Origin of the sequence: Hyalangium minutum, assembly GCF_000737315.1 — a bacterium.
In the GTDB taxonomy this organism is placed as follows: domain Bacteria; phylum Myxococcota; class Myxococcia; order Myxococcales; family Myxococcaceae; genus Hyalangium; species Hyalangium minutum.
The window spans coordinates 111,070-128,496 of sequence record NZ_JMCB01000007.1 but is presented as its reverse complement, the minus strand read 5'-3'; the positions used below and the strand labels follow the sequence as shown (position 1 = coordinate 128,496).

Genomic DNA, 17,427 nt, shown 5'->3' with positions numbered 1-17,427 from the left:
TGAAATTCCCTGGACGAGGTGTCAATCACTGCCTCGGGTAGGATGCCGCCCCATGAGTGCCTGTCCTTTCTGCCAGGAGCGGATGCGCGCCACCTTCATGGAGGGGCTGCCTCGCGAGGAGTGCACGGCGTGCGGCGCGGTGTGGATCGAAGGAGAATCGCTGGCAAAAGTGATGGGAGGCTCCGTCTCGGACGCCCTTCTGAGGAGGGCAAAGGATCAGCCCGGGGCCTGCAAAGGTTGCCATACCCCGCTCCGCTACGTGCCCAATTGTCCTACGTGTGGTGAGGCCGCCCCTACATGCCCCCGGTGTAGCACCGCGCCCCTGCCCGTCATCGAGGCACTCGGCATCAAGGTGGATGTCTGCTCGGGGTGCAGCGGCGTGGGGCTGGATGCCGGGGAGCTGCAGCAGCTCCACCAGGCGGCCGCAGCCTACCGGGACGAGGGGTTGGATCTGCGTCCCCAGGTGCAGACTGGCACGCCCTCCCGGTGTGCCTCCTGCAAGCGCGCGCTGAAACCCCAGCACGCCTTCGTCTGGGACGAGAAGTTCTACTGTGGCAGCTGCGCCCCGGACGGAGCGGCCCCGTACGACGTGAAGATGTCCAAGGCCAGTCCCAGCGAGCCGAGCAACGTCCGAGGCCACTATTTCAACGAGCCCACGCTGGACGAGACCCCGTCCGAGTCCGCCCTGCTGTGGCTGATCAACAAGCTGTTCGGCTGAGGGGCGGCCCAGCAGCTACTCGCGCGGCGAGTTCTTGTCCGAGAGAAAGGTGAGGATGAGCCACCCGGGGCAAGGCGCGAGCGTCACCAGGCCCAGCAGCGGGTGATAGCCCTTGACCCGCACGTAGCGCATGAAGGCCAGCACCCAGGGCACCTGCCCGGCGTACCAGAAGGCCATCGCATCCTCGCGAGGCAGGCCCCCGAAGAGGAAGCTCGACCACACCAACACGTTGATGCTGATGAGACCCAGGGAGGCAGCATGCCTCCGCCACCAACTGGGTCTCACCACCTTCCAAGCGTTGGGCCAGTGCATCTGGAAGAACTGCTCGACGAACTCTGGCCGCGCCTCGGGGATGGCCACCACGCTCCGCCTGCGGACCAGGATCCGTGGCCCCTGGCCCCCGATGTTCCGAGCCCGGTGCAGCACCCGGGAAGGCCAGAGGTGCCCGCCACACGCCTTGAGAAGCTCCTGGAGGTGTGCGTCGAACTCCTCCTCGGGCAGCTTCCGCAACTGCTTCACCCATGCTTCCAGCCGCTTCAGCTCCGCCGGCACCGTGGGGCTTGCGGCGCCCACGAGGTACCGCAGCCGGTCCCCCAGGGTGGGCTGGCGCTCGGGGAGGAACGCCAGGTAGCCGGGCCGGAACACGCAGATGCCCCACACCCGGTCCTGCTCCCGGCCCGTGCCGAGCTCGTCCAGAAAGGCCCTGCGGGTGACCCGCTCGCGAGCCATACCTTCGGGCCCGCGCCTCTTCCAGCTGTAGAGCTTGAGCAGGGCCACCAGGGCGCGGGGCCGCCGCACGCCCGGGAGGGTGACGTGCGCCTCCCCCTCCACACGCACCCCCAGCCCCGCGGGCAGCAGGGAGATGCTACCGGGCAGGAGGTTCTTCAGGGGCAGTTGCTGCGGCGCATCGCCCGACAGAATCCACACGAGCCGCTCCGGCGTGAGCCAGAACCGGCTTCTGGGAAACCAGGAGCGGCCTTCGGCCAGCACGGGCTCGGCCTCGCCGGGCGGATCCGGCAGGGGCGCGAGCGCCTTGGACTCGAGCCCGCTCAGCACCTCCGTGAAAGACGCCCCTGCCGGGAGCCCCCACTGCGCGAGCCGCTTGCGCCCCTGCGCCAACAGCCGGGCGCGTTGGGCTCGGAGCCGCTGGAGTGCGGCGGGCCCGGGATGGCCCTGGGGCCAGTGCTCCAGCTGGGCGCGCCGCTCCACGTACTCGAGCACCTCGTCGAGCCCCGGCTCCTGCTCCCTCACCGCCTTCAGCAGCTCCGGCGCGTCCCGGAGCTGGTTCCGCCAGCCCCAGGAGCCGAGCTGGCGTGCAAGCGCGGCATAGCGCGCATGGGCCTGCTCGATGCGCTCCCAGCGCCCCTCGAGCTGGACGCGCAGCGCGTTGTCGGGCGGGAGCAGCGCGGCCATGGGACGTCAGTCCAGCTCCGACAGCTCGGCCCGCCAGTGGCCCCGGTGCTCGTAGGCGCGCGCGAGCTGCTCGCGCAGGGCCGCGAGGATCTGCGTGTTGCCCTCCTGCACGTAGCCCTTCAGCGACTCCTGGCACGCGGGCACCCGCGAGAGGAACTCCTGGAGCGCCTCCAGCGTGAGCTGCTTCGTGTACATGCCGTACCCGAGCTTCTCCAGGTACAGCGCGTTGATGACCTGCTCAAACTGGCCCTCCAGGGGGATGGAGAGCAGCGGCTTGTGCAGGTACACCGCCTCGCTCATCAGCGTGTAGCCGCCGCCCGCCACGACCGCCCGGGCCGTGCGCAGATCATCGATGAAGCCCTTCTCGCTGAACGGCCGGTACATCAGGTTGCCGTCCACCACGTCCGAGGTGATGTCCCGGCGCAGGCCGTAGATGCGGCACTCCAGGCCGCTCTTCTTGAGGATGTTGGGCAGCTCCGTGTTCGTCGTGGACGTCTGGTACACGAGCAGGTGGTTGCCGGGCTCGGACTTCGCCTCGAGGATCTCCGGCCGGAGGATGGAGGGCGCCAGCGTGGTGCGCTCCTTGCGGACCGGCGGGTAGAAGAACGTGGTGATGAGGTAGTGGAAGGCCCCAGGGAGCTTCGCCTTGACGATGGTGCGCGTCGTCTCGTAGGCATCCTCCCAGCCGGCCAGCAGCTCCGGCTCGTGCTTGCAGCGGTTGATGATCTGCATGTTGTCCACGCTGATCACCGGCAGCCGGTGCACCTTGCCGAACATGTAGCTGAAGGACTCGAAGTCGCTGACCACCACGTCCGGCTGGAACTTCTCCACCAGCTCGAAGTACTGGCGGATGTTCTGAGGCCAGCCGGTGACGGCGCCCTGCAGGTTCTGCAGGAGCGTCTGCCACTTGCTCACCGAGTTGCCCTCATAGGCCAGGGTGTAGCCCCAGATGCCGTGCACGTTCTGGAAGCGCTTGGCCAGGTAGTCCCGGGCGCGTCCGGAGACGACGATGTGAACCTCGTGCTCCTTCGTGAGCTCCTCGAGCAGCACCCGCGAGCGGGTCGCATGCCCCATGCCCTCGCCAACGACACCATAGAGGATTCGCATGGCCCCAGAGCATACGCAGGTTGTGGCGCGCGTGCCCGCGCGGTGATAGCTCCCAGGGCATGAGCGAACCCCCCACCGGCTCACCCCCGCCTTCCGTCTCCTCCGTGGGCCGCGCCGCCTTCGTCGGGCTCGCGACAGGCATGGTGCTGGGCGGAGTGTGGCTGCTGGTGCTGGGCCTGCGCGGCCTGTTCGGCAAGACGGACTGCGGCCTGCTCAGCCCCAACGAGTGCGAGCTGCTGACCGCGGCCAACGCCCACATCGGCAAGGTGCAGACGCTGTGCGGGGGCGCGCTCATCGCCCTGGCGCTGGCGCTCTACGTGCTGCTGCGCCCCTACCTCACGCCTCGCGCACCGGACGCCCGCCCCTGAGCGCCAGTCAGGGAGCCATCCCCTTCACTCCGAGGCAGAGCACCGAGCTGCCCTCCAGGACAGGGCCATGGCGCATTCGTGGCGAGGCAGCGTAAGAACAGCTAATTACCTCTGGCCTAATGCTTCGGCTCCAGTATAGGAGGCGCCCTTATGCAGCTCGAATCCCTGAAGATGTTCTGTGATGTGGTGGAGACGGGTTCCTTCTCTCGCGCCGCCCAGCTCAACCACGTGACGCAGTCAGCGGTGAGCCAGCAGATCCGCGCGCTGGAGAACCGGTACGAGCAGAAGCTGCTGTCGCGCAGCGCCCGCCAGGTGACGCCGACGCCCGCGGGCGAGCGGCTGTTCCGGGGGTGCAAGGAGATCCTCGCCCGCTTCGCCGAGGTGGAGGCGGAGATCCGCGAGCAGTCCACCGAGGTGCAGGGCACCAGCACGGTGTCCACCATCTACTCGGTGGGCCTGCATGAGCTGCAGACCGTGCAGAAGCAGCTGCTGAAGACGCACCCCAAGGTGAACATGCGCCTGAACTACCGGCGCAATGATCAGGTGTACGACGACGTCATCCTCGGGGCGGCGGAGATTGGCATCGTCGCCTACCCGCAGCCGCGCGCAGGCGTGGACATCCTCCCATTCCGCGACGACAAGCTCGGGGTGGTGTGCGCGCCCGGCTTCGCGTTCGCCAGCAAGTCGAAGGTGAGCCTCGCGGCGCTGTCGGGAGTACCCTTCATCGCGTTTGACCGCGAGGCACCCACCCGGAAGGCGCTGGACCGGCTGTTCCGGGAGAAGAACCTGGATCTCAACCCGGTGATGGAGATGGACAACGTCGAGACCATCAAGCGCGCGGTGGAGATGGGGCTGGGTGTGGCCATCCTCCCGCTGTCGAGCTGCCGGGCCGAGGAGAAGGCAGGCACGGTGGTGGTGAAACCCTTCGCCGAGGGCCCCGTGTCCCGGCCCATCGGCCTGCTCATCCGCAAGGGCAAGTACCTGGATCGCGCCTCGGCGGCGGTGCTCGACGCCTTCAAGCTGGCGGCGGCGCAGGAGGAGTAACCGCCGCCCGGCGCCAGCAGCTGCTCACTGCTGGAAGATGGCCACGTTGCCCTGCGAGTCCATGGCGCAGGGTGAACCCACCGGATTCTTTCTGGAGACGCCCGTGTCCATCATCCGCCCTGCCACACCTGCTGATCTCTCCGCGCTGGGGACAGCACTCGCGCCGCTCTCACTCTTCCAAGCGTATGGGCTCACCGCTGCTGCCCTGACGCAGCGCTTCGAGGCGGCGCTCCAGCGAGGAGAGGGGTTGCTGCTGGCGGAGTTGGAGGGGGCTCCGGTGGGCGTGTGCTGGTTCATCACGCGCGGCGCGTTTGGGACAGGGGCCTACCTGCGCACGTTGGCGGTGAAGGAGGGGCTCCAGGGAAAGGGGCTCGGCGTGGAATTGCTCCGAGGCTACGAGGACGGGAGCGGCGATCCCCCGGGTGGCTGGTTCCTGCTCGCGTCGGACTTCAACACGGGTGCGCACCGCTTCTACGAACGCCACGGCTACCGGGAGGTGGGCCTGCTGCCGGACTTCGCCGCGAAGGGCGTCACGGAACGGATATACTGGAAACCGCGCCCTCCAGCGCGCTGAGCGCCACGGCCGGGGCGACAGGGGCGGCGGGCGGGCTGACGCGCAGCGGATCGCTGCACAGCGGCGGCGGACGCTCGTTCAGGAGCTGCCCCACGGTCACCAGCTCGTAGCCCCGCTTGCGCAGGCCCTGGATGATCTCCGGCAGGGCTTCCGCGGTGGGGAACTGCCTGTGGTTGATGTGCATGACCACGATGCCGCCGGGCCTGGCCTGCTTGAGCACCCAATTCACCAGCTTCTGCTTGGTGGCGTGCTCATCGGGGTCTCCCGAGGCGAGATCGAACTCGATGGTGGTCAGCCCCGCCTTGCCCACCAGGTACGCCAGGCGCGTGTCGAACTCACCAAAGGGCGGGCGGAAGTACGCGGGGATGCGGCCGGTGAGGTTGTAGATCTCCTCCTGCGTCCGGAGCAGTTCGTCCAGCACATCGCCATCCTTCTTGAGCTGCGGCATGTGCTTGTGCGTGTACGAGTGGTTGCCCAGCTCGAACAGCGGGTTGTTGGCCAGCTCCAGCGCGGACTGCGGCCGGTGCTTCACCCAAGAGCCGCTGAGGAAGAGCGTCGCGGGCGTCTTCGTCTCGGTAAGGGTTTTCGTGATGCGCTCGTCGTACGCGGAGGCGGTGGGGCACGCGTCGAACGTGAGCGCGATGCGCATCTCGTCGCGGGGGCCGCTGTGCACGACGGGGGTCACGAAGGACGCGACGGGCTGGGGCTCCACCTTCTCCTGCTTCGGAGCAGGAACCACCTCAGGAGGCAGGACCACCGCGCCGCAGGCCGAGGCGAGCCCTGCGAGCATCACCACCACTGTCCGAAGTCCAACGCCCATCGACACATGACATAACGCGCCAAAGGGCCCGACGGAAAGTCGGTGCATGTGGGTAACCCAACGGGTGGGCCCCTTGACCGCGCTGCCGTTCTGCTTTTCTGCCACCCACCCGGGGCGGCTGTGGCCTTATCAGGCCGCGTCCGTCGCTGGGTCTATCAGCCAGTCTTCGTCCTTGAGGGGCCCGCCGAACTCATCCTCCACCGAGCGAATCAACCCGATGTTGCGCTTGTCGTTCTCCGTCAGGCGCGCGTCCGTGTAGCTCGGGTCCTCGCGGTACCAGCTCATCGCCTTGAAGTGCGCCTGGAGGATCTTCGACTTGAAGGGCCGTCCGCGCCGCGCATAGAGGGTGTTGCGCAGCAGCCGCAGGTCTCTCAGCGAGAGCTGGCGCAGCTCCTGAACGGAGAGGATGCGGTCCAGCGACGCCTGCGAGCCCTTCTCCAGCTTCCCGGTGTCACTGGCGAAGCTCCCCAGCGCGCGGCTGATGAGGCCCAGCTCGATGCGCGCTTCGGCGGGCAGCTTGTCCTCGCTGAACTTCGGATCCGGCCGGTACCACGCCTCCGCCTGAAAGGTGCAGTCCCGGGAGTACGAGCCCTCACACTCGGAACCCGAGCAGCCCTCTTCGTAGTCCACATCCTTGGGCTCCGTGCACGAGCGCACCGTACGGCCGTTCTTCAGCTTCCACTCGTAGGCGTCGTTCCACACCTTCCCTGCCTTCGCGTAGAGGGTGTCCTCCATGGAGCGCAGCTCGCGCTCGGTGAAGGACTGCTCGCGCACGGCGATGAAGTGCACGTTCCTCCGGTCCGCGTCCGACAGCAGCTTGTAGGTGAACTTCGGGTTCGGCTTGAACCAGGGCTGCTTCTGGAAGTGCTCCCGCAGCCAGGGCTTGCGGAAGCCCGCCCAGCCATAGCGGGCGAAGATGGTGTTGCGCAGGATGGCCAGCTCCCGCAGCGACTTGCCCTCCAGCCAGTCTCCCTCGCAGGTGATGCGCGGAGGAATGAGCTCCTGGATGATCTCGCAGGGCATCGCCTTCGCGGAGTACCCGGGGATCTGATCCGCAGGCGGCGGGACATAGGCGCTGGCGCTCGCCGCAGGCTTCTTCCCCTGCGCCGCCACGGGCAACGCCAGCAACGTCAGCGCGAGCAGCGCGGCTCGCCCCCAGGCGCGTCTCCTCCAGAGCATCCGGCAGGCCTCCCTCTTCAGTACAGCTTACGCAGGCGGGCGGCGAAGAAACCATCCCAGCCCTCGGGCCCTGGCAGGGTGCGCAGCCACGCCTGACTCTGCGGCAGCTTCACTCCCGGCAACACGGGAGGCTCCGCCGTCCACTCGGGGTGGCTTCGCAGGAACATGTCCACCTGGTCCTGCCCCTCCTGCGGCTCCGTGGTGCACACCGCGTACACCAGCAGCCCTCCGGGCGGCACCGCCTCCTGGCAGTTCTCCAGAATGCGGCGCTGGAGCGAGGCCAGCCGGCCGATGTCCTCCTCCTTGCGCCGGTAGCGCAGCTCCGGGTGGCGCCTCAGCGTCCCCAGCCCCGAGCACGGCGCGTCCACCAGCACCGCGTGGAACTCGCCCAACTCCTCCGGCAGCGGCTGCGTCGCGTCATGTGCCACCGCACGCAGCTTCCCGGCGAGGCCCAGCCGCTTCGCCTCGGACTCGATCTTCGGCAGCTTGTTGGCGTGCAGATCCGTGGCCACCACCTCGTGCCCTTCGGCCTGGTGGCACGCCTTGCCGCCCGGCGCCGCACACGCGTCCAGCACCCGCGCCGTCTCCGGAATGGCTCCGTACACCCCCACCAGCTGCGCGGCCTCGTCCTGCACCTGCCAGAGGCCCTCGCGGTAGCCGTACACATCCTCCAGCCGCCCCACCGGGGGCAGGACGATGCCCACCGGAGACACGGTCGTGGGCTGCACCTCCAGCCCCACGTCGCGGAGTTGGGCCAGCAGCGCGTCGCGCGTCACCTTCGTGGTGTTCACGCGGACCACGATGGGAGGCGTTTGGTTGTCCGCCACGAGCATCGCCTCGGCGCGCTCGCGGCCGAAGTGGCGGATCCACCGCTCCACCAGCCACTTGGGGTGGCTCTCGCGGACGGAGAGGTACTCGACGGTGTCGCTCTCGGGCGGCAGCGGAGGCCCCGGCAGGTCCGCCAGCTTGCGGAGGATGGCGTTGACGAAGCCCGCCGCCCGCGACATGCCCAGCTCCTTGAGCGCCTGCACCGTCTCTCCCACCGCCGCGCGCGCGGGCACGCGGGTGTGGAAGATCTGGTAGGCCCCAATCCGCAAGGCCGCCAGCACCCGATCCTCCATCGAGTCCAGCTTGCGGTCCGCGAAGCGGGTGATGGCGTAGTCCAGCGCGAGCTGCCGCCGGGTGGCCCCATAGGTCAGCTCCGTCGCGAGCGCCGTGTCCCGCGGATCCTTCAGCGGAGACTCGGACAGCATCGTGTCGAGCACGACGTTGAGGTAGGCGTCGGTGGCGCGCACGCGCGCGAGCACCTGGATAGCGAGGGTTCGCGCACTCATTCTTCGAGCTGGGTCATCATGTCCACGAGCTGCTCATCCGTCAGGCGGCTCGCGGGCATCGTGGAGAGGGTAAGGGTCTGCAGGCTGTCCTCGAGCATGTCCCGGTAGCCGCTCTCGGCGGGCGCGCCGCGCTGCACCTCCAGCCACTGCGAGCGGGCCCAGCTCGCCAGAGCCCCCGAGGTCAGCTTCCCAGAGAGCCGATCCGCGATCTTCTCGCGCACCAGCGCACGCGTGAGCATGTCCGCCGCAGGGGTCTCCTTCGAGCCCCGGCCCAGCGTCTTCCCCTTCCCGGCCTTGGCGGGCTTGTCCTCCTGAGGCTTGCGGCCCAGCGTCTTGCCCCCGCCTCCTGCCTCCGCCGTGCGCGCCAGCGCCTTCGCGGGAGCGGTAGCCAGGGCATCGGTCTTCCGGCCAATCGTCTTGGCGGGAGCCTCGGTCTCCTCCTCCTCCTCGGAGGAAGCCTCCGCCTTGCGGCCAATCGTCTTCTGCTTCCCGGGCGCCGGATCCTTTGCGGACTCACGGCCGCCAGTGAACTCGCCCTGGGCGAAGCGCTCGAGGGCCTGCAGGTAGGAATCAAAGCCCTTGCCAGAGAGCTGCGCCGCGCAGACTTCCTTCAGCACGGACTGCTTCGCGCGCGCCCCATCCAGGTGGACCTCGACGGCGGGCACACCCACCGCCTCCAGCGCGTCCCTGAGCGGGTACGAGCCGAACAGGCCCGCGGGGTTCACTACTACGCCGGCGATGTTCCGGCGCTCGGCGTGGAGCGTGTCGATGAGCAGCCCCTCGTGGTTGGACTGGACGATCTTCAACTCGATGCCGTGGCTGGCGGCGCGAGCGCGCAACGCGCTGTTGAGGTCTTCGAACCGTCTGCCCGAGGTGCCTTCCCGCTCTCCCAGGAGGTTCAGGTTCGGCCCGTGCAGCACCAGGAGTTTCATGCCCATCCGCGTCTCTCCTCTGTTCGCTCCAACAGCGCTCAGCTCTTGCTCTCCACCGGGGCCGAGAACGGCTGGCTGCCCGGCGCCAGCTTATGGCCCGAGAGAAACTCCGCCGCCTTCATCACCCGCTTGCCCTCCGGCTGGATCTCCAGCAGGGCGAGCGAGCCCTCGCCGCACGCCACCTCGATTCCACCCAGACCCGCCGCGAGCACAGTGCCCGGAGCCCCATGCCCCGTGCCCACCTTCACCCGGTGCACCTTGAGGCGAGCCCCATTCAGCCCGGTGAAGGCCCCCGGCCACGGCGTGAAGGCGCGCAGCCGGCGCTCCAATTCCACCGCCGGCTTCGTGAAGTCCAGCAGCCCATCCTCCTTCTGGATGATGGGCGCGAGCACCACGCCCTCCGTGGGCTGAGGCACGGGCTTCAGCTCACCGCGCAGGTACGCCGGGAGCGACTCGCGCAGCACCTCCCCACCGAGCTTGGAGAGCTTCTCGTGCAGGATGGCGCTCGTGTCCTCGGGTTCGATGGGCAGGCGCTTCACCGCAATCACCGGGCCGGTGTCGAGCCCCTCGTCCATGCGCATGAGGGCCACGCCCGTCTCCGTGTCCCCGTGAGCAATGGCCCACTGGATGGGCGCCGCTCCCCGGAAGCGAGGCAACAGCGAGGCATGCACGTTGACGCTGCCGTGAGGGGCCACCTCCAGCACGTCCTTGGGGAGGATCTTCCCGTAGGCCGTCACCACGCACACGTCGGGCGCCAGCTTGCGCAGCTCCTCGGAGAACGGCGGGGTGCGCAGCTTCGCGGGCTGGAGCACCGTCACACCGCGCTCGAGCGCCAGCGCCTTCACGGGGGAGATGGACAGGGCGTTGCCACGGCCCTTGGGCTTGTCCGGCTGGGTGACAACGGCCACCACCTCGCCAATGTCGAAGCAGGCCTGGAGCGACGCCACGGCGAACTCGGGCGTGCCCATGAAAACGATGCGGGGTCGGCTCATTGGAAATGACTCCTAAGCAGGACTCGAAGGCCTGTCCACGGCCTCGCGCTTGCGCTGGTGCAGTTCCTCCAAGATCTTTAGCGCGGCGCGCGCCTCCTCGGACTGAGCCAGGGGTTGAAAGACCGCCAGGGCCTGGGCCAGCGCCTGGGCCTCTTCCGCCTCGCGCGCGCGGATGCGCTCCACCGCGTGGCCGAAGCGATCGAAGAACTTCTTCAGCTCGTCATAGCGGCGCAGCGGACGCAGCCGCGGGTAGTGCCCCGCCGCCAGTGCCTCCAGGTACAGGTTCATCACGTACACGGGGCCCGCCACACGGTGGGTGAAGACCAACCCGAACAATCCGAGTGCCACCGCCACGCCCACCACCGCCAACACGGTGAGCCAGAGAATCGTCATGCCGGCGATTCCCTCGGAGCCCGAGCCTGCTTCGAGCGCCGCGGTGTGCGCCCACCAGGCCAGTGCTCCGAACAGACCCATGCTGCCCGCGCCGATGGCGGCCAACATGAAGATGTACTTGAGCTGGAACTCTCGATCGATGAGGTACGTGCGGCGCTTCCAGGCGCGTTTCTGTGAATCCAGAACAGTGTCCGAGGCCATGTCGTTGACCAGACTACCGCATCAGACCGGAGGGGTTTGACCCCTTCTTTCGAGGGGCGGTACGACTCGCCTCCTACCCGCAGCCCACCCCTGGAGGTTTCATGCTCCGCTTCCGCGCCACGCTGAGCCTAGCGCTCGCCCTTGCCCTGCTTTCGGGGTGCAAGAGCGACCCGAACACCCCGGAGTACTGGGAAAAGAAGCTCAGCGACGCGAAGAGGGGCGACGCCAAGATCCAGGTGGTGGAGGCGCTGCGCACCTCCGGCAACCTGAAAGAGAGCTTCCTGCCCATGCTGCACCAGCAGCTCACCACGCAGAAGCGGCCCGAGGTGAAGGCCGCGCTGGCCCGAGCCGTGGGTGACCTGAAGAGCCCCTCCTCGCTGCAGCCGCTGCAGGCCGCACTGGACCCGGAGGCCACGGACACCGACACCGCCCTGGCCAACAAGGAGCTGGTGGCGGCCCTGGGCAAGCTGGGGGACCCGAAGGCCGCGCCCGCGCTGACGGGGATGCTGAAGGCCAAGGACAGCTACACCCGCATCGAGGCCATCCAGGCGCTGGGCCTGCTCCGCGCCCCGGAAGCCGTGGAGCCGCTGCTGAAGCTCGCCTCGAATGAGGCCACCGAGCCGTTCCTCCACAAAAAGGCCATTGAGGCGCTGGGCCGGATTGGGGATGCGCGGGCGGTGCCCCTGCTGATGCAGATGCTGACGAAGGAACGCCAGGGCATCTCCTTCTATGTAGAGAGCTCCTACGCGCTCTACCAGGTGGGCGCGCCTGCGGCCGAGGCAGTCATCGCCGCCATGGAGAACCGGGACGCGGCACTGGCGAAGTGGGCACAGGACAACGGCGTGAACCCGGCCAGCTACGCGATGAAGGGCGCCCAGATTCTCGGAGACTTGAGGGATCCGCGCGGCGAGGCGGTGCTCATCAAGCAGCTGGGCTTCACGAACGCGGATCCGCGCATCCAGGCGCTGGTGAGGATGCAGGCGGCCGAGGCGCTGGGGCGGATGCGCTCGCAGGCGGCGGTGCGGCCGATCTCGGCCCTGCTCACCGAGGAAGACCCGACGGTGCGCTCCTCGTACGTGCGCGCGCTGGTGTTGCTGGGCAGCCATGACGCGGTTCCCGCGCTGCAGAAGGCCGCGGAGAAGGGTGACTGGTACGCCCGCGAGGTGGCGATGCGCGGCGTGGCGCTCTTGAGCGAGGCGCAGGAGCAGCCCCTCTTCACCAAGTGGGCCCAGGCCGAGCCCGCCGTCACGGCGAAGGAGTGCCAGGACTCTGGCGGAGACGGCTGCGAGAACCCGGACGCGCTGGGCATGAAGCGGGCCGAAGTCATTCTCCGCTACGCCAAGGTGCCGGAGGCAGTGAAGACGTGCGGCGTGGACGATGGCTGCTGGTCGCGGAAGCTGGCGGACAAGGAGGCGAGCGTGGTGGAGCGGGCGGCGCTGAAGCTGGGGCGCTCGCGCAACCCGCAGCACGCCGCGGCGCTGGCCGAGCGGCTCTCCGAGAAGGACTTGGACGCGCGCTTCGCCCTCATCCAGTCGCTGGACTGGCTGGTGAGTGACTCGAAGGAGGCTGCAGTGAAGGCGCGCGAGGCGCTGCCGAAGATCCAGAGCCAGCTCGCCGACGAGAAGGGCAACTCCACCTTCATCAAGGTGAACGAGGACCTGCGCCGGCTCGCCTTCCGCCTCGAGAGAGCCTAGGGCGGCATCAGACGAAGGCCTGGGCAGGAGAGCAGCGGCTCGCTCCCCTGCCTGCCCCCGCCTCCCGTCCGGGAATGAATGCCTAGGTTTCCCCCCAGAACGATTCGAGAGACCTGGGAGGAACCATGGCACGGCAGGGATGGAAGGGCTTCGTGGTAGCGGGTCTTCTGGGGCTGACGGGGCTCGCCACGGGCTGCTCCGATACCACCAAGGCCGAGGTGAACGAGGAGCTGCGCCAAGCCGGCCAGCAGGTGGGTGAGGCCGCCAAGGACGTGGAGAACGCCGCCAAGGAGACCGCGGACGGCCTCCGCGACGGCTACGGCGGCTCCGGCACCGACAAGAAGATCGGCGACGGAAAGATCGGCGAGCACGAGGGCGTCATCAACGACGGCGAGGGCCCGTTCGAGCAGCACGATCAGCGCGGGAAGAACAACCCGCTCAAGGACGGCGTGGGCCCGCTGGAGAACAACCACTAGCCTCGGAAAAGACGAAGGGGCTCGGGAGCGAATCCCGAGCCCCCGTCGAGGCTCACTCAGTGCTGAGGTCCGCGAGGCGGCGGTCCCGCCTGCTGGAGCGTCTGGTACTCGGCGTCCTCGAAGACGCGCGAGCGGATGAGGAAGCGAACGCCCTCGGGTGCTTCCACCGAGAAGCCGCTCCCCCGCCCCTTCACCACGTCCACCGTCAGGTGGGTGTGCTGCCAGTACTCGAACTGCGGACCGGAGATGTAGAAGGGCGTGTCCACGATCGTCCCCAGGAACACGTCCTGCTGGCCGACCTTGAACTCACCCCTCGGGAAGCACATCGGCGCGCTGCCATCGCAGCAGCCCCCCGACTGGTGGAACATCAACGGGCCGTGAATCCCCTGCAGCTTGAGCAGCAAGGCCTCGGCTTCAGGCGTCACGGACACTCGCGCCACGCTCATGGTGCCTCCCTCCTGACTGCGGCCTAGAAGAAGCCCATCGGCTTCGGGTCGTAGCTCACCAGCATGTTCTTCGTCTGCTGGTAGTGGTTGAGCATCATCTTGTGCGTCTCGCGGCCGATGCCCGACTGCTTGTAGCCGCCGAACGCCGCGTGTGCCGGGTACAGGTGGTAGCAGTTCACCCACACGCGGCCTGCCTGGATCTCCCGGCCCATGCGGTACGCCGTGTTCGTGTCACGCGTCCACACACCCGCGCCCAGGCCGTACAGCGTGTCGTTGGCGATGGAGAGCGCGTCCTCCATGTCCTTGAACTTACCCACGGACACCACCGGCCCGAAGATCTCCTCCTGGAAGATGCGCATCTTGTTGTGGCCCTCGAAGATGGTGGGCTCCACGTAGTAGCCCTCCGCCAGCGCACCGGACAGCCGCGCGCGGCCGCCACCGGTGAGCACCTTGGCGCCCTCCTTCTTGCCGATGTCGATGTACGAGAGGATCTTCTCCAGCTGATCATTGCTGGCCTGCGCGCCGAGCATCGTGCTGGTGTCCAGCGGGTTGCCCTGGACGATCTTCTTGGTGCGCTCCACCGCCTTCGCGATGAAGGCGTCGTAGAACGTGTCCTGCACCAGCGCGCGCGACGGGCAGGTGCACACCTCGCCCTGGTTGAGGGCAAACATCGCGAAGCCCTCGAGCACCTTCTCCGCGAAGTCATCGTTCTTGTCGAACACGTCCGCGAAGAAGACGTTGGGCGACTTGCCGCCCAGCTCCAGCGTCACCGGGATGAGGTTCTCCGAGGCGTACTGCATGATGAGGCGGCCCGTGGTCGTCTCACCCGTGAAGGCCACCTTCGCGATGCGCTTGTTGCTGGCCAGCGGCTTGCCGGCCTCCACGCCGAAGCCGTTCACCACGTTCAGCACGCCGGGGGGAATCAGGTCGCCTACCAGCTTCATCAGCTCGAGGATGGTGGCGGGGGTCTGCTCTGCGGGCTTGAGCACCACACAGTTGCCCGCAGCCAGCGCCGGCGCCAGCTTCCACGCCGCCATCAGCAGCGGGAAGTTCCAGGGGATGATCTGTCCCACCACGCCCAGCGGCTCCTGGAAGTGGTACGAGATGGTGTTGTTGTCCAGCTCGCCGAGGCTGCCCTCCTGCGCGCGGATGACGCCGGCGAAGTAGCGGAAGTGGTCGATGGCCAGCGGCAGATCCGCAGCCAGCGTCTCGCGGATGGGCTTGCCGTTGTCCCACGTCTCGGCCACCGCCAGCATCTCCAGGTTGGCCTGCATGCGGTCGGCGATCTTGTTGAGGATGTCCGCGCGGGTGGTGACAGACGTCTTGCCCCAAGCGCCCTTCGCCTTGTGGGCCGCGTCCAGCGCCTTCTCGATGTCCTCGTGGTTGGAGCGAGGAATCTCGCAGAACGCCTTGCCCGTCACCGGGGTGATGTTCTCGAAGTACTGGCCGCGCACGGGCGGCACGAACTCACCGCCGATGTAGTTGCCGTAGCGGCTGGCGAACTGGATCTTGCTGCCAGTCTGACCGGGGGCCTCATAGACCTTCGACGACATCGATGGACCTGCCTTTCGTGCTGCGGGGGTGAAAACCGGAAGCGCCTGCGGGACCCGGAGGGTAGGTCGCCGGACGAGCGGACTGCAAACCCGTCAGACTCTGTTAACAAGTGGAGGAACGCAGCGCACTCCAGCGGGGTCCAATGACGCTGTGAAGATCCCTCTGGTCTGTCTCCTGCTGGCTTGTGCCGTCACCGCGCACGCGGAGGATCGCGTTGCCGCCGCGCGTCAAAGCAAAGCCACTGTTCTCACTCAGCTCTTCGCCGCCGCGGGGGTGGCCTACCCCCCGGAGGAGCTCTACCTGCGTGCCTTCAAGCACGAGCGGGAGCTGGAGGTCTGGGCGGGTGCCCAGGGACAGCCGCTGAAGAAGGTGAAGACGTACCCTTTCTGCGCGGCGTCAGGCGAGCTGGGGCCCAAGCGCCAAGAGGGCGACCTGCAGGTCCCCGAGGGCTTCTACACCATCGATCTCTTCAACCCGAACAGCGCGTACCACCTGTCCATCCGGGTGAGCTATCCGAACGAGTCGGATCGGATCCTCGGTAAGCGGCCGCTCGGCGGCGCCATCATGGTGCACGGCAACTGCGTGAGCATTGGCTGCATCGCCATCGAGGATGACCCCATCGAAGAGCTGTACCTCCTGACGATGGACTCGCGCGCGAAGATGGGCCGCAACGTGCCCATCCACATCTTCCCGCGCCGCCTCGACGCCGCAGGGCTGGCCGAGCTGCAGAAGCTGCCGCAGTCCACCGAGGCGCTCATGGCCTTCTGGCGAGGACTGGAGCCGGGTTGGCGGCTCTTCGAGGAGACACAGCGTCCTCCACGGGTGTCCGTGGATCCGAAGTCGGGGGCCTACCGCATGCGGTCTGCGAGTGCCCCGGCGGCTACACCCCGGGCGCGCGCGGCGCAGGCGCGGCCAGCGGCAGACGGATCGTAAAGGTGCTCCCCTTGCCGGGCTGGCTCTCCACCTCGATCCGCCCGCCGTGAGCGGAGACGATGCCGTGCACCACTGCCAGCCCCATGCCCGTCCCCTCGCCAATAGGCTTGGTGGAGAAGAAGGGCTGAAAGAGCTTCTCCTTCACCTCGGGCGTCATGCCTTGCCCGGTGTCCTGCACCACCAGCACCACCTGCTCTCCCTCCTGACGGGTGGAGAGGGAGATCTGCCCCTCGTCGGACGTGGCCTGGGCCGCGTTGATGAGGAGGTTCACCACCACCTGGGCCATCTGCTGCGGCCTGCCCAGCATCCGGGGCAGCGGGCGCAGCTTCAGCACCACCCGGCACCGCGCCTCGATGCGGCTGTGGGTGATGCGCAGGGCGGCTTGGATTTCGTCGTTCAGGTCGTACGCAGCCAGAGGCTCGGGGTCTCCCCGGGCGAAGCGGCGCAGGTCCGAGACGATGGTGGCGATGCGCTGGATTCCCTCCATCGTCGCCGGCAGCACCTCCGTGACGTACTCGCTCAGCACGGGTGACAGCTTCTTCTCCTCTCGGAGATCCCGGTAGAGGGAGTTCACGTTGCTCTTCACGTAGGCGAGCGGGTTGTTGATCTCGTGCGCCACGCCCGCGGCGAGCATGCCGAGGCTGGAGAGCCGATCCTGCTCACGCGCCCGCTCGTGGGCCTGGGCCAGCTCCTCGTGGGCACGTGCGAGCTCCCGGTGGCGGTAGGCCAGCCGTGACAGCACCTGGTGCAGCAGGTGCATCCGTACCCTCGAGATGGCATGGGCGATCACCGACAGGATGATGAAGACGAGCGGCACGAGCGGAGGACATCCATCCAGGATGGCCACCGCCCCCACCACCAAGAACGGCCCGAACAGGACATAGAGCCCCTGGCGCTCCTGGCGCGTGTCGACCCAGATGGCATCGAGCGGCAGGTAGAGCCACATCGGCAACTGCCACCCGGTGACGTGCCCATAGACGAGGTTGGCCAGCATGTTGCCCATCAGCCGGATCGTCTCGGTGAGGCGCGTCTGCTCCGAGAAGACAGGCCGGGCCAGCGTCAGGTTGAGGCACACCACGAGGAAGAAGGTCCCCGTGATGATGGCGATGGTCTTCCACTGCCCCCACACGGAGGCGATGAGCAACAGGTGGGTGATGACGACGGCGAGGAGGATGAACCGCAGCAGCCGCGCGTTGATGTTCCCCGCGGCGCCAATCGGATCCTGCTCCGTCTCCGGAGCGCTCATGTG

General features: G+C 67.9%; 18 protein-coding genes. 7 read left to right on the top strand and 11 right to left on the bottom strand.

The window, feature by feature from the left end; genetic code table 11:
- Window positions 1-52 precede the first annotated feature (52 nt).
- The gene (locus DB31_RS46660; RefSeq protein WP_044190392.1) at window positions 53-718 is read left to right on the top strand and encodes a TFIIB-type zinc ribbon-containing protein; all 666 of its coding nucleotides are present in this window, start codon (window positions 53-55) and stop codon (window positions 716-718) included.
- 15 nt (window positions 719-733) lie between these two features.
- Here the strand turns inward: DB31_RS46660 and DB31_RS20155 are convergent, their stop codons facing one another.
- Window positions 734-2,131, bottom strand: a complete 1,398-nt coding sequence (locus DB31_RS20155; protein ID WP_044190391.1) for a hypothetical protein — start codon at window positions 2,129-2,131, stop codon at window positions 734-736.
- Between the two features lie 6 nt (window positions 2,132-2,137).
- Window positions 2,138-3,238, bottom strand: coding sequence for an MJ1255/VC2487 family glycosyltransferase (locus DB31_RS20150; RefSeq protein ID WP_044190390.1), 1,101 nt, complete (start codon window positions 3,236-3,238; stop codon window positions 2,138-2,140).
- 59 nt (window positions 3,239-3,297) lie between these two features.
- On the opposite strand from DB31_RS20150, the gene DB31_RS20145 reads away from it, so the two are divergent.
- The 3 genes from DB31_RS20145 (at window position 3,298) to DB31_RS44970 (ending at window position 5,224) form a co-directional block, all read left to right on the top strand.
- The gene (locus DB31_RS20145; RefSeq protein WP_044190389.1) at window positions 3,298-3,606 is read left to right on the top strand and encodes a hypothetical protein; all 309 of its coding nucleotides are present in this window, start codon (window positions 3,298-3,300) and stop codon (window positions 3,604-3,606) included.
- Between the two features lie 150 nt (window positions 3,607-3,756).
- Window positions 3,757-4,650, top strand: a complete 894-nt coding sequence (locus DB31_RS20140) for a LysR family transcriptional regulator (RefSeq protein WP_044190387.1) — start codon at window positions 3,757-3,759, stop codon at window positions 4,648-4,650.
- 103 nt (window positions 4,651-4,753) lie between these two features.
- Complete coding sequence (locus DB31_RS44970; RefSeq protein WP_169787081.1) at window positions 4,754-5,224, top strand: GNAT family N-acetyltransferase; 471 nt, start codon at window positions 4,754-4,756, stop codon at window positions 5,222-5,224.
- Here the strand turns inward: DB31_RS44970 and DB31_RS20130 are convergent.
- The 6 genes from DB31_RS20130 to DB31_RS20105 all read right to left on the bottom strand — a co-directional run bounded on the left by DB31_RS20130 (window position 5,181) and on the right by DB31_RS20105 (window position 11,075).
- A complete protein-coding gene (locus tag DB31_RS20130; RefSeq protein ID WP_169787080.1) occupies window positions 5,181-6,044 on the bottom strand; it encodes a polysaccharide deacetylase family protein in 864 nt (287 codons plus the stop codon). The two genes, DB31_RS44970 and DB31_RS20130, sit on opposite strands and share 44 nt — an antisense overlap.
- A 129-nt stretch (window positions 6,045-6,173) precedes the next feature.
- Window positions 6,174-7,223 carry a YARHG domain-containing protein gene (locus DB31_RS20125; RefSeq protein ID WP_044190384.1) on the bottom strand — a complete coding sequence of 350 codons (1,050 nt, stop codon included), beginning with the start codon at window positions 7,221-7,223 and terminating at the stop codon, window positions 6,174-6,176.
- A gap of 17 nt (window positions 7,224-7,240) precedes the next feature.
- Entirely contained in the window at window positions 7,241-8,557 is a 1,317-nt protein-coding gene (gene rsmB, locus DB31_RS20120) for a 16S rRNA (cytosine(967)-C(5))-methyltransferase RsmB (protein WP_044190381.1), read from the bottom strand.
- Window positions 8,554-9,495, bottom strand: coding sequence for a type II 3-dehydroquinate dehydratase (locus tag DB31_RS20115; protein ID WP_240486780.1), 942 nt, complete (start codon window positions 9,493-9,495; stop codon window positions 8,554-8,556). Before DB31_RS20115 ends, rsmB begins: the two co-directional genes overlap by 4 nt.
- 32 nt (window positions 9,496-9,527) lie before the next feature.
- Window positions 9,528-10,481, bottom strand: coding sequence for a methionyl-tRNA formyltransferase (fmt, locus tag DB31_RS20110; RefSeq protein ID WP_044190377.1), 954 nt, complete (start codon window positions 10,479-10,481; stop codon window positions 9,528-9,530).
- 12 nt (window positions 10,482-10,493) lie between these two features.
- The gene (locus tag DB31_RS20105) at window positions 10,494-11,075 is read right to left on the bottom strand and encodes a hypothetical protein (protein WP_044190374.1); all 582 of its coding nucleotides are present in this window, start codon (window positions 11,073-11,075) and stop codon (window positions 10,494-10,496) included.
- Between the two features lie 101 nt (window positions 11,076-11,176).
- Here DB31_RS20105 and DB31_RS20100 point away from each other — a divergent pair, with 101 nt between their 5' ends.
- Together DB31_RS20100 and DB31_RS20095 are read left to right on the top strand one after the other, a co-directional pair.
- The gene (locus DB31_RS20100) at window positions 11,177-12,769 is read left to right on the top strand and encodes a HEAT repeat domain-containing protein (RefSeq protein ID WP_044190371.1); all 1,593 of its coding nucleotides are present in this window, start codon (window positions 11,177-11,179) and stop codon (window positions 12,767-12,769) included.
- Window positions 12,770-12,894: 125 nt separating this feature from the next.
- The gene (locus DB31_RS20095; protein ID WP_044190368.1) at window positions 12,895-13,245 is read left to right on the top strand and encodes a hypothetical protein; all 351 of its coding nucleotides are present in this window, start codon (window positions 12,895-12,897) and stop codon (window positions 13,243-13,245) included.
- Between the two features lie 56 nt (window positions 13,246-13,301).
- Here DB31_RS20095 and DB31_RS20090 read toward each other — a convergent pair whose 3' ends face one another.
- Together DB31_RS20090 and exaC are read right to left on the bottom strand one after the other, a co-directional pair.
- On the bottom strand, window positions 13,302-13,691 hold the full coding sequence (locus DB31_RS20090; RefSeq protein ID WP_044190365.1) for a DUF779 domain-containing protein: 390 nt from the start codon (window positions 13,689-13,691) through the stop codon (window positions 13,302-13,304).
- 23 nt (window positions 13,692-13,714) lie between these two features.
- Complete coding sequence (exaC, locus tag DB31_RS20085; RefSeq protein ID WP_044190364.1) at window positions 13,715-15,244, bottom strand: acetaldehyde dehydrogenase ExaC; 1,530 nt, start codon at window positions 15,242-15,244, stop codon at window positions 13,715-13,717.
- A 151-nt stretch (window positions 15,245-15,395) separates the two neighbouring features.
- Here exaC and DB31_RS20080 point away from each other — a divergent pair, with 151 nt between their 5' ends.
- Entirely contained in the window at window positions 15,396-16,178 is a 783-nt protein-coding gene (locus tag DB31_RS20080; RefSeq protein ID WP_044190362.1) for a L,D-transpeptidase family protein, read from the top strand.
- Here DB31_RS20080 and DB31_RS20075 read toward each other — a convergent pair.
- Complete coding sequence (locus DB31_RS20075) at window positions 16,126-17,424, bottom strand: sensor histidine kinase (protein WP_052420124.1); 1,299 nt, start codon at window positions 17,422-17,424, stop codon at window positions 16,126-16,128. The genes DB31_RS20080 and DB31_RS20075 overlap by 53 nt on opposite strands.
- Window positions 17,425-17,427: the final 3 nt, after the last annotated feature.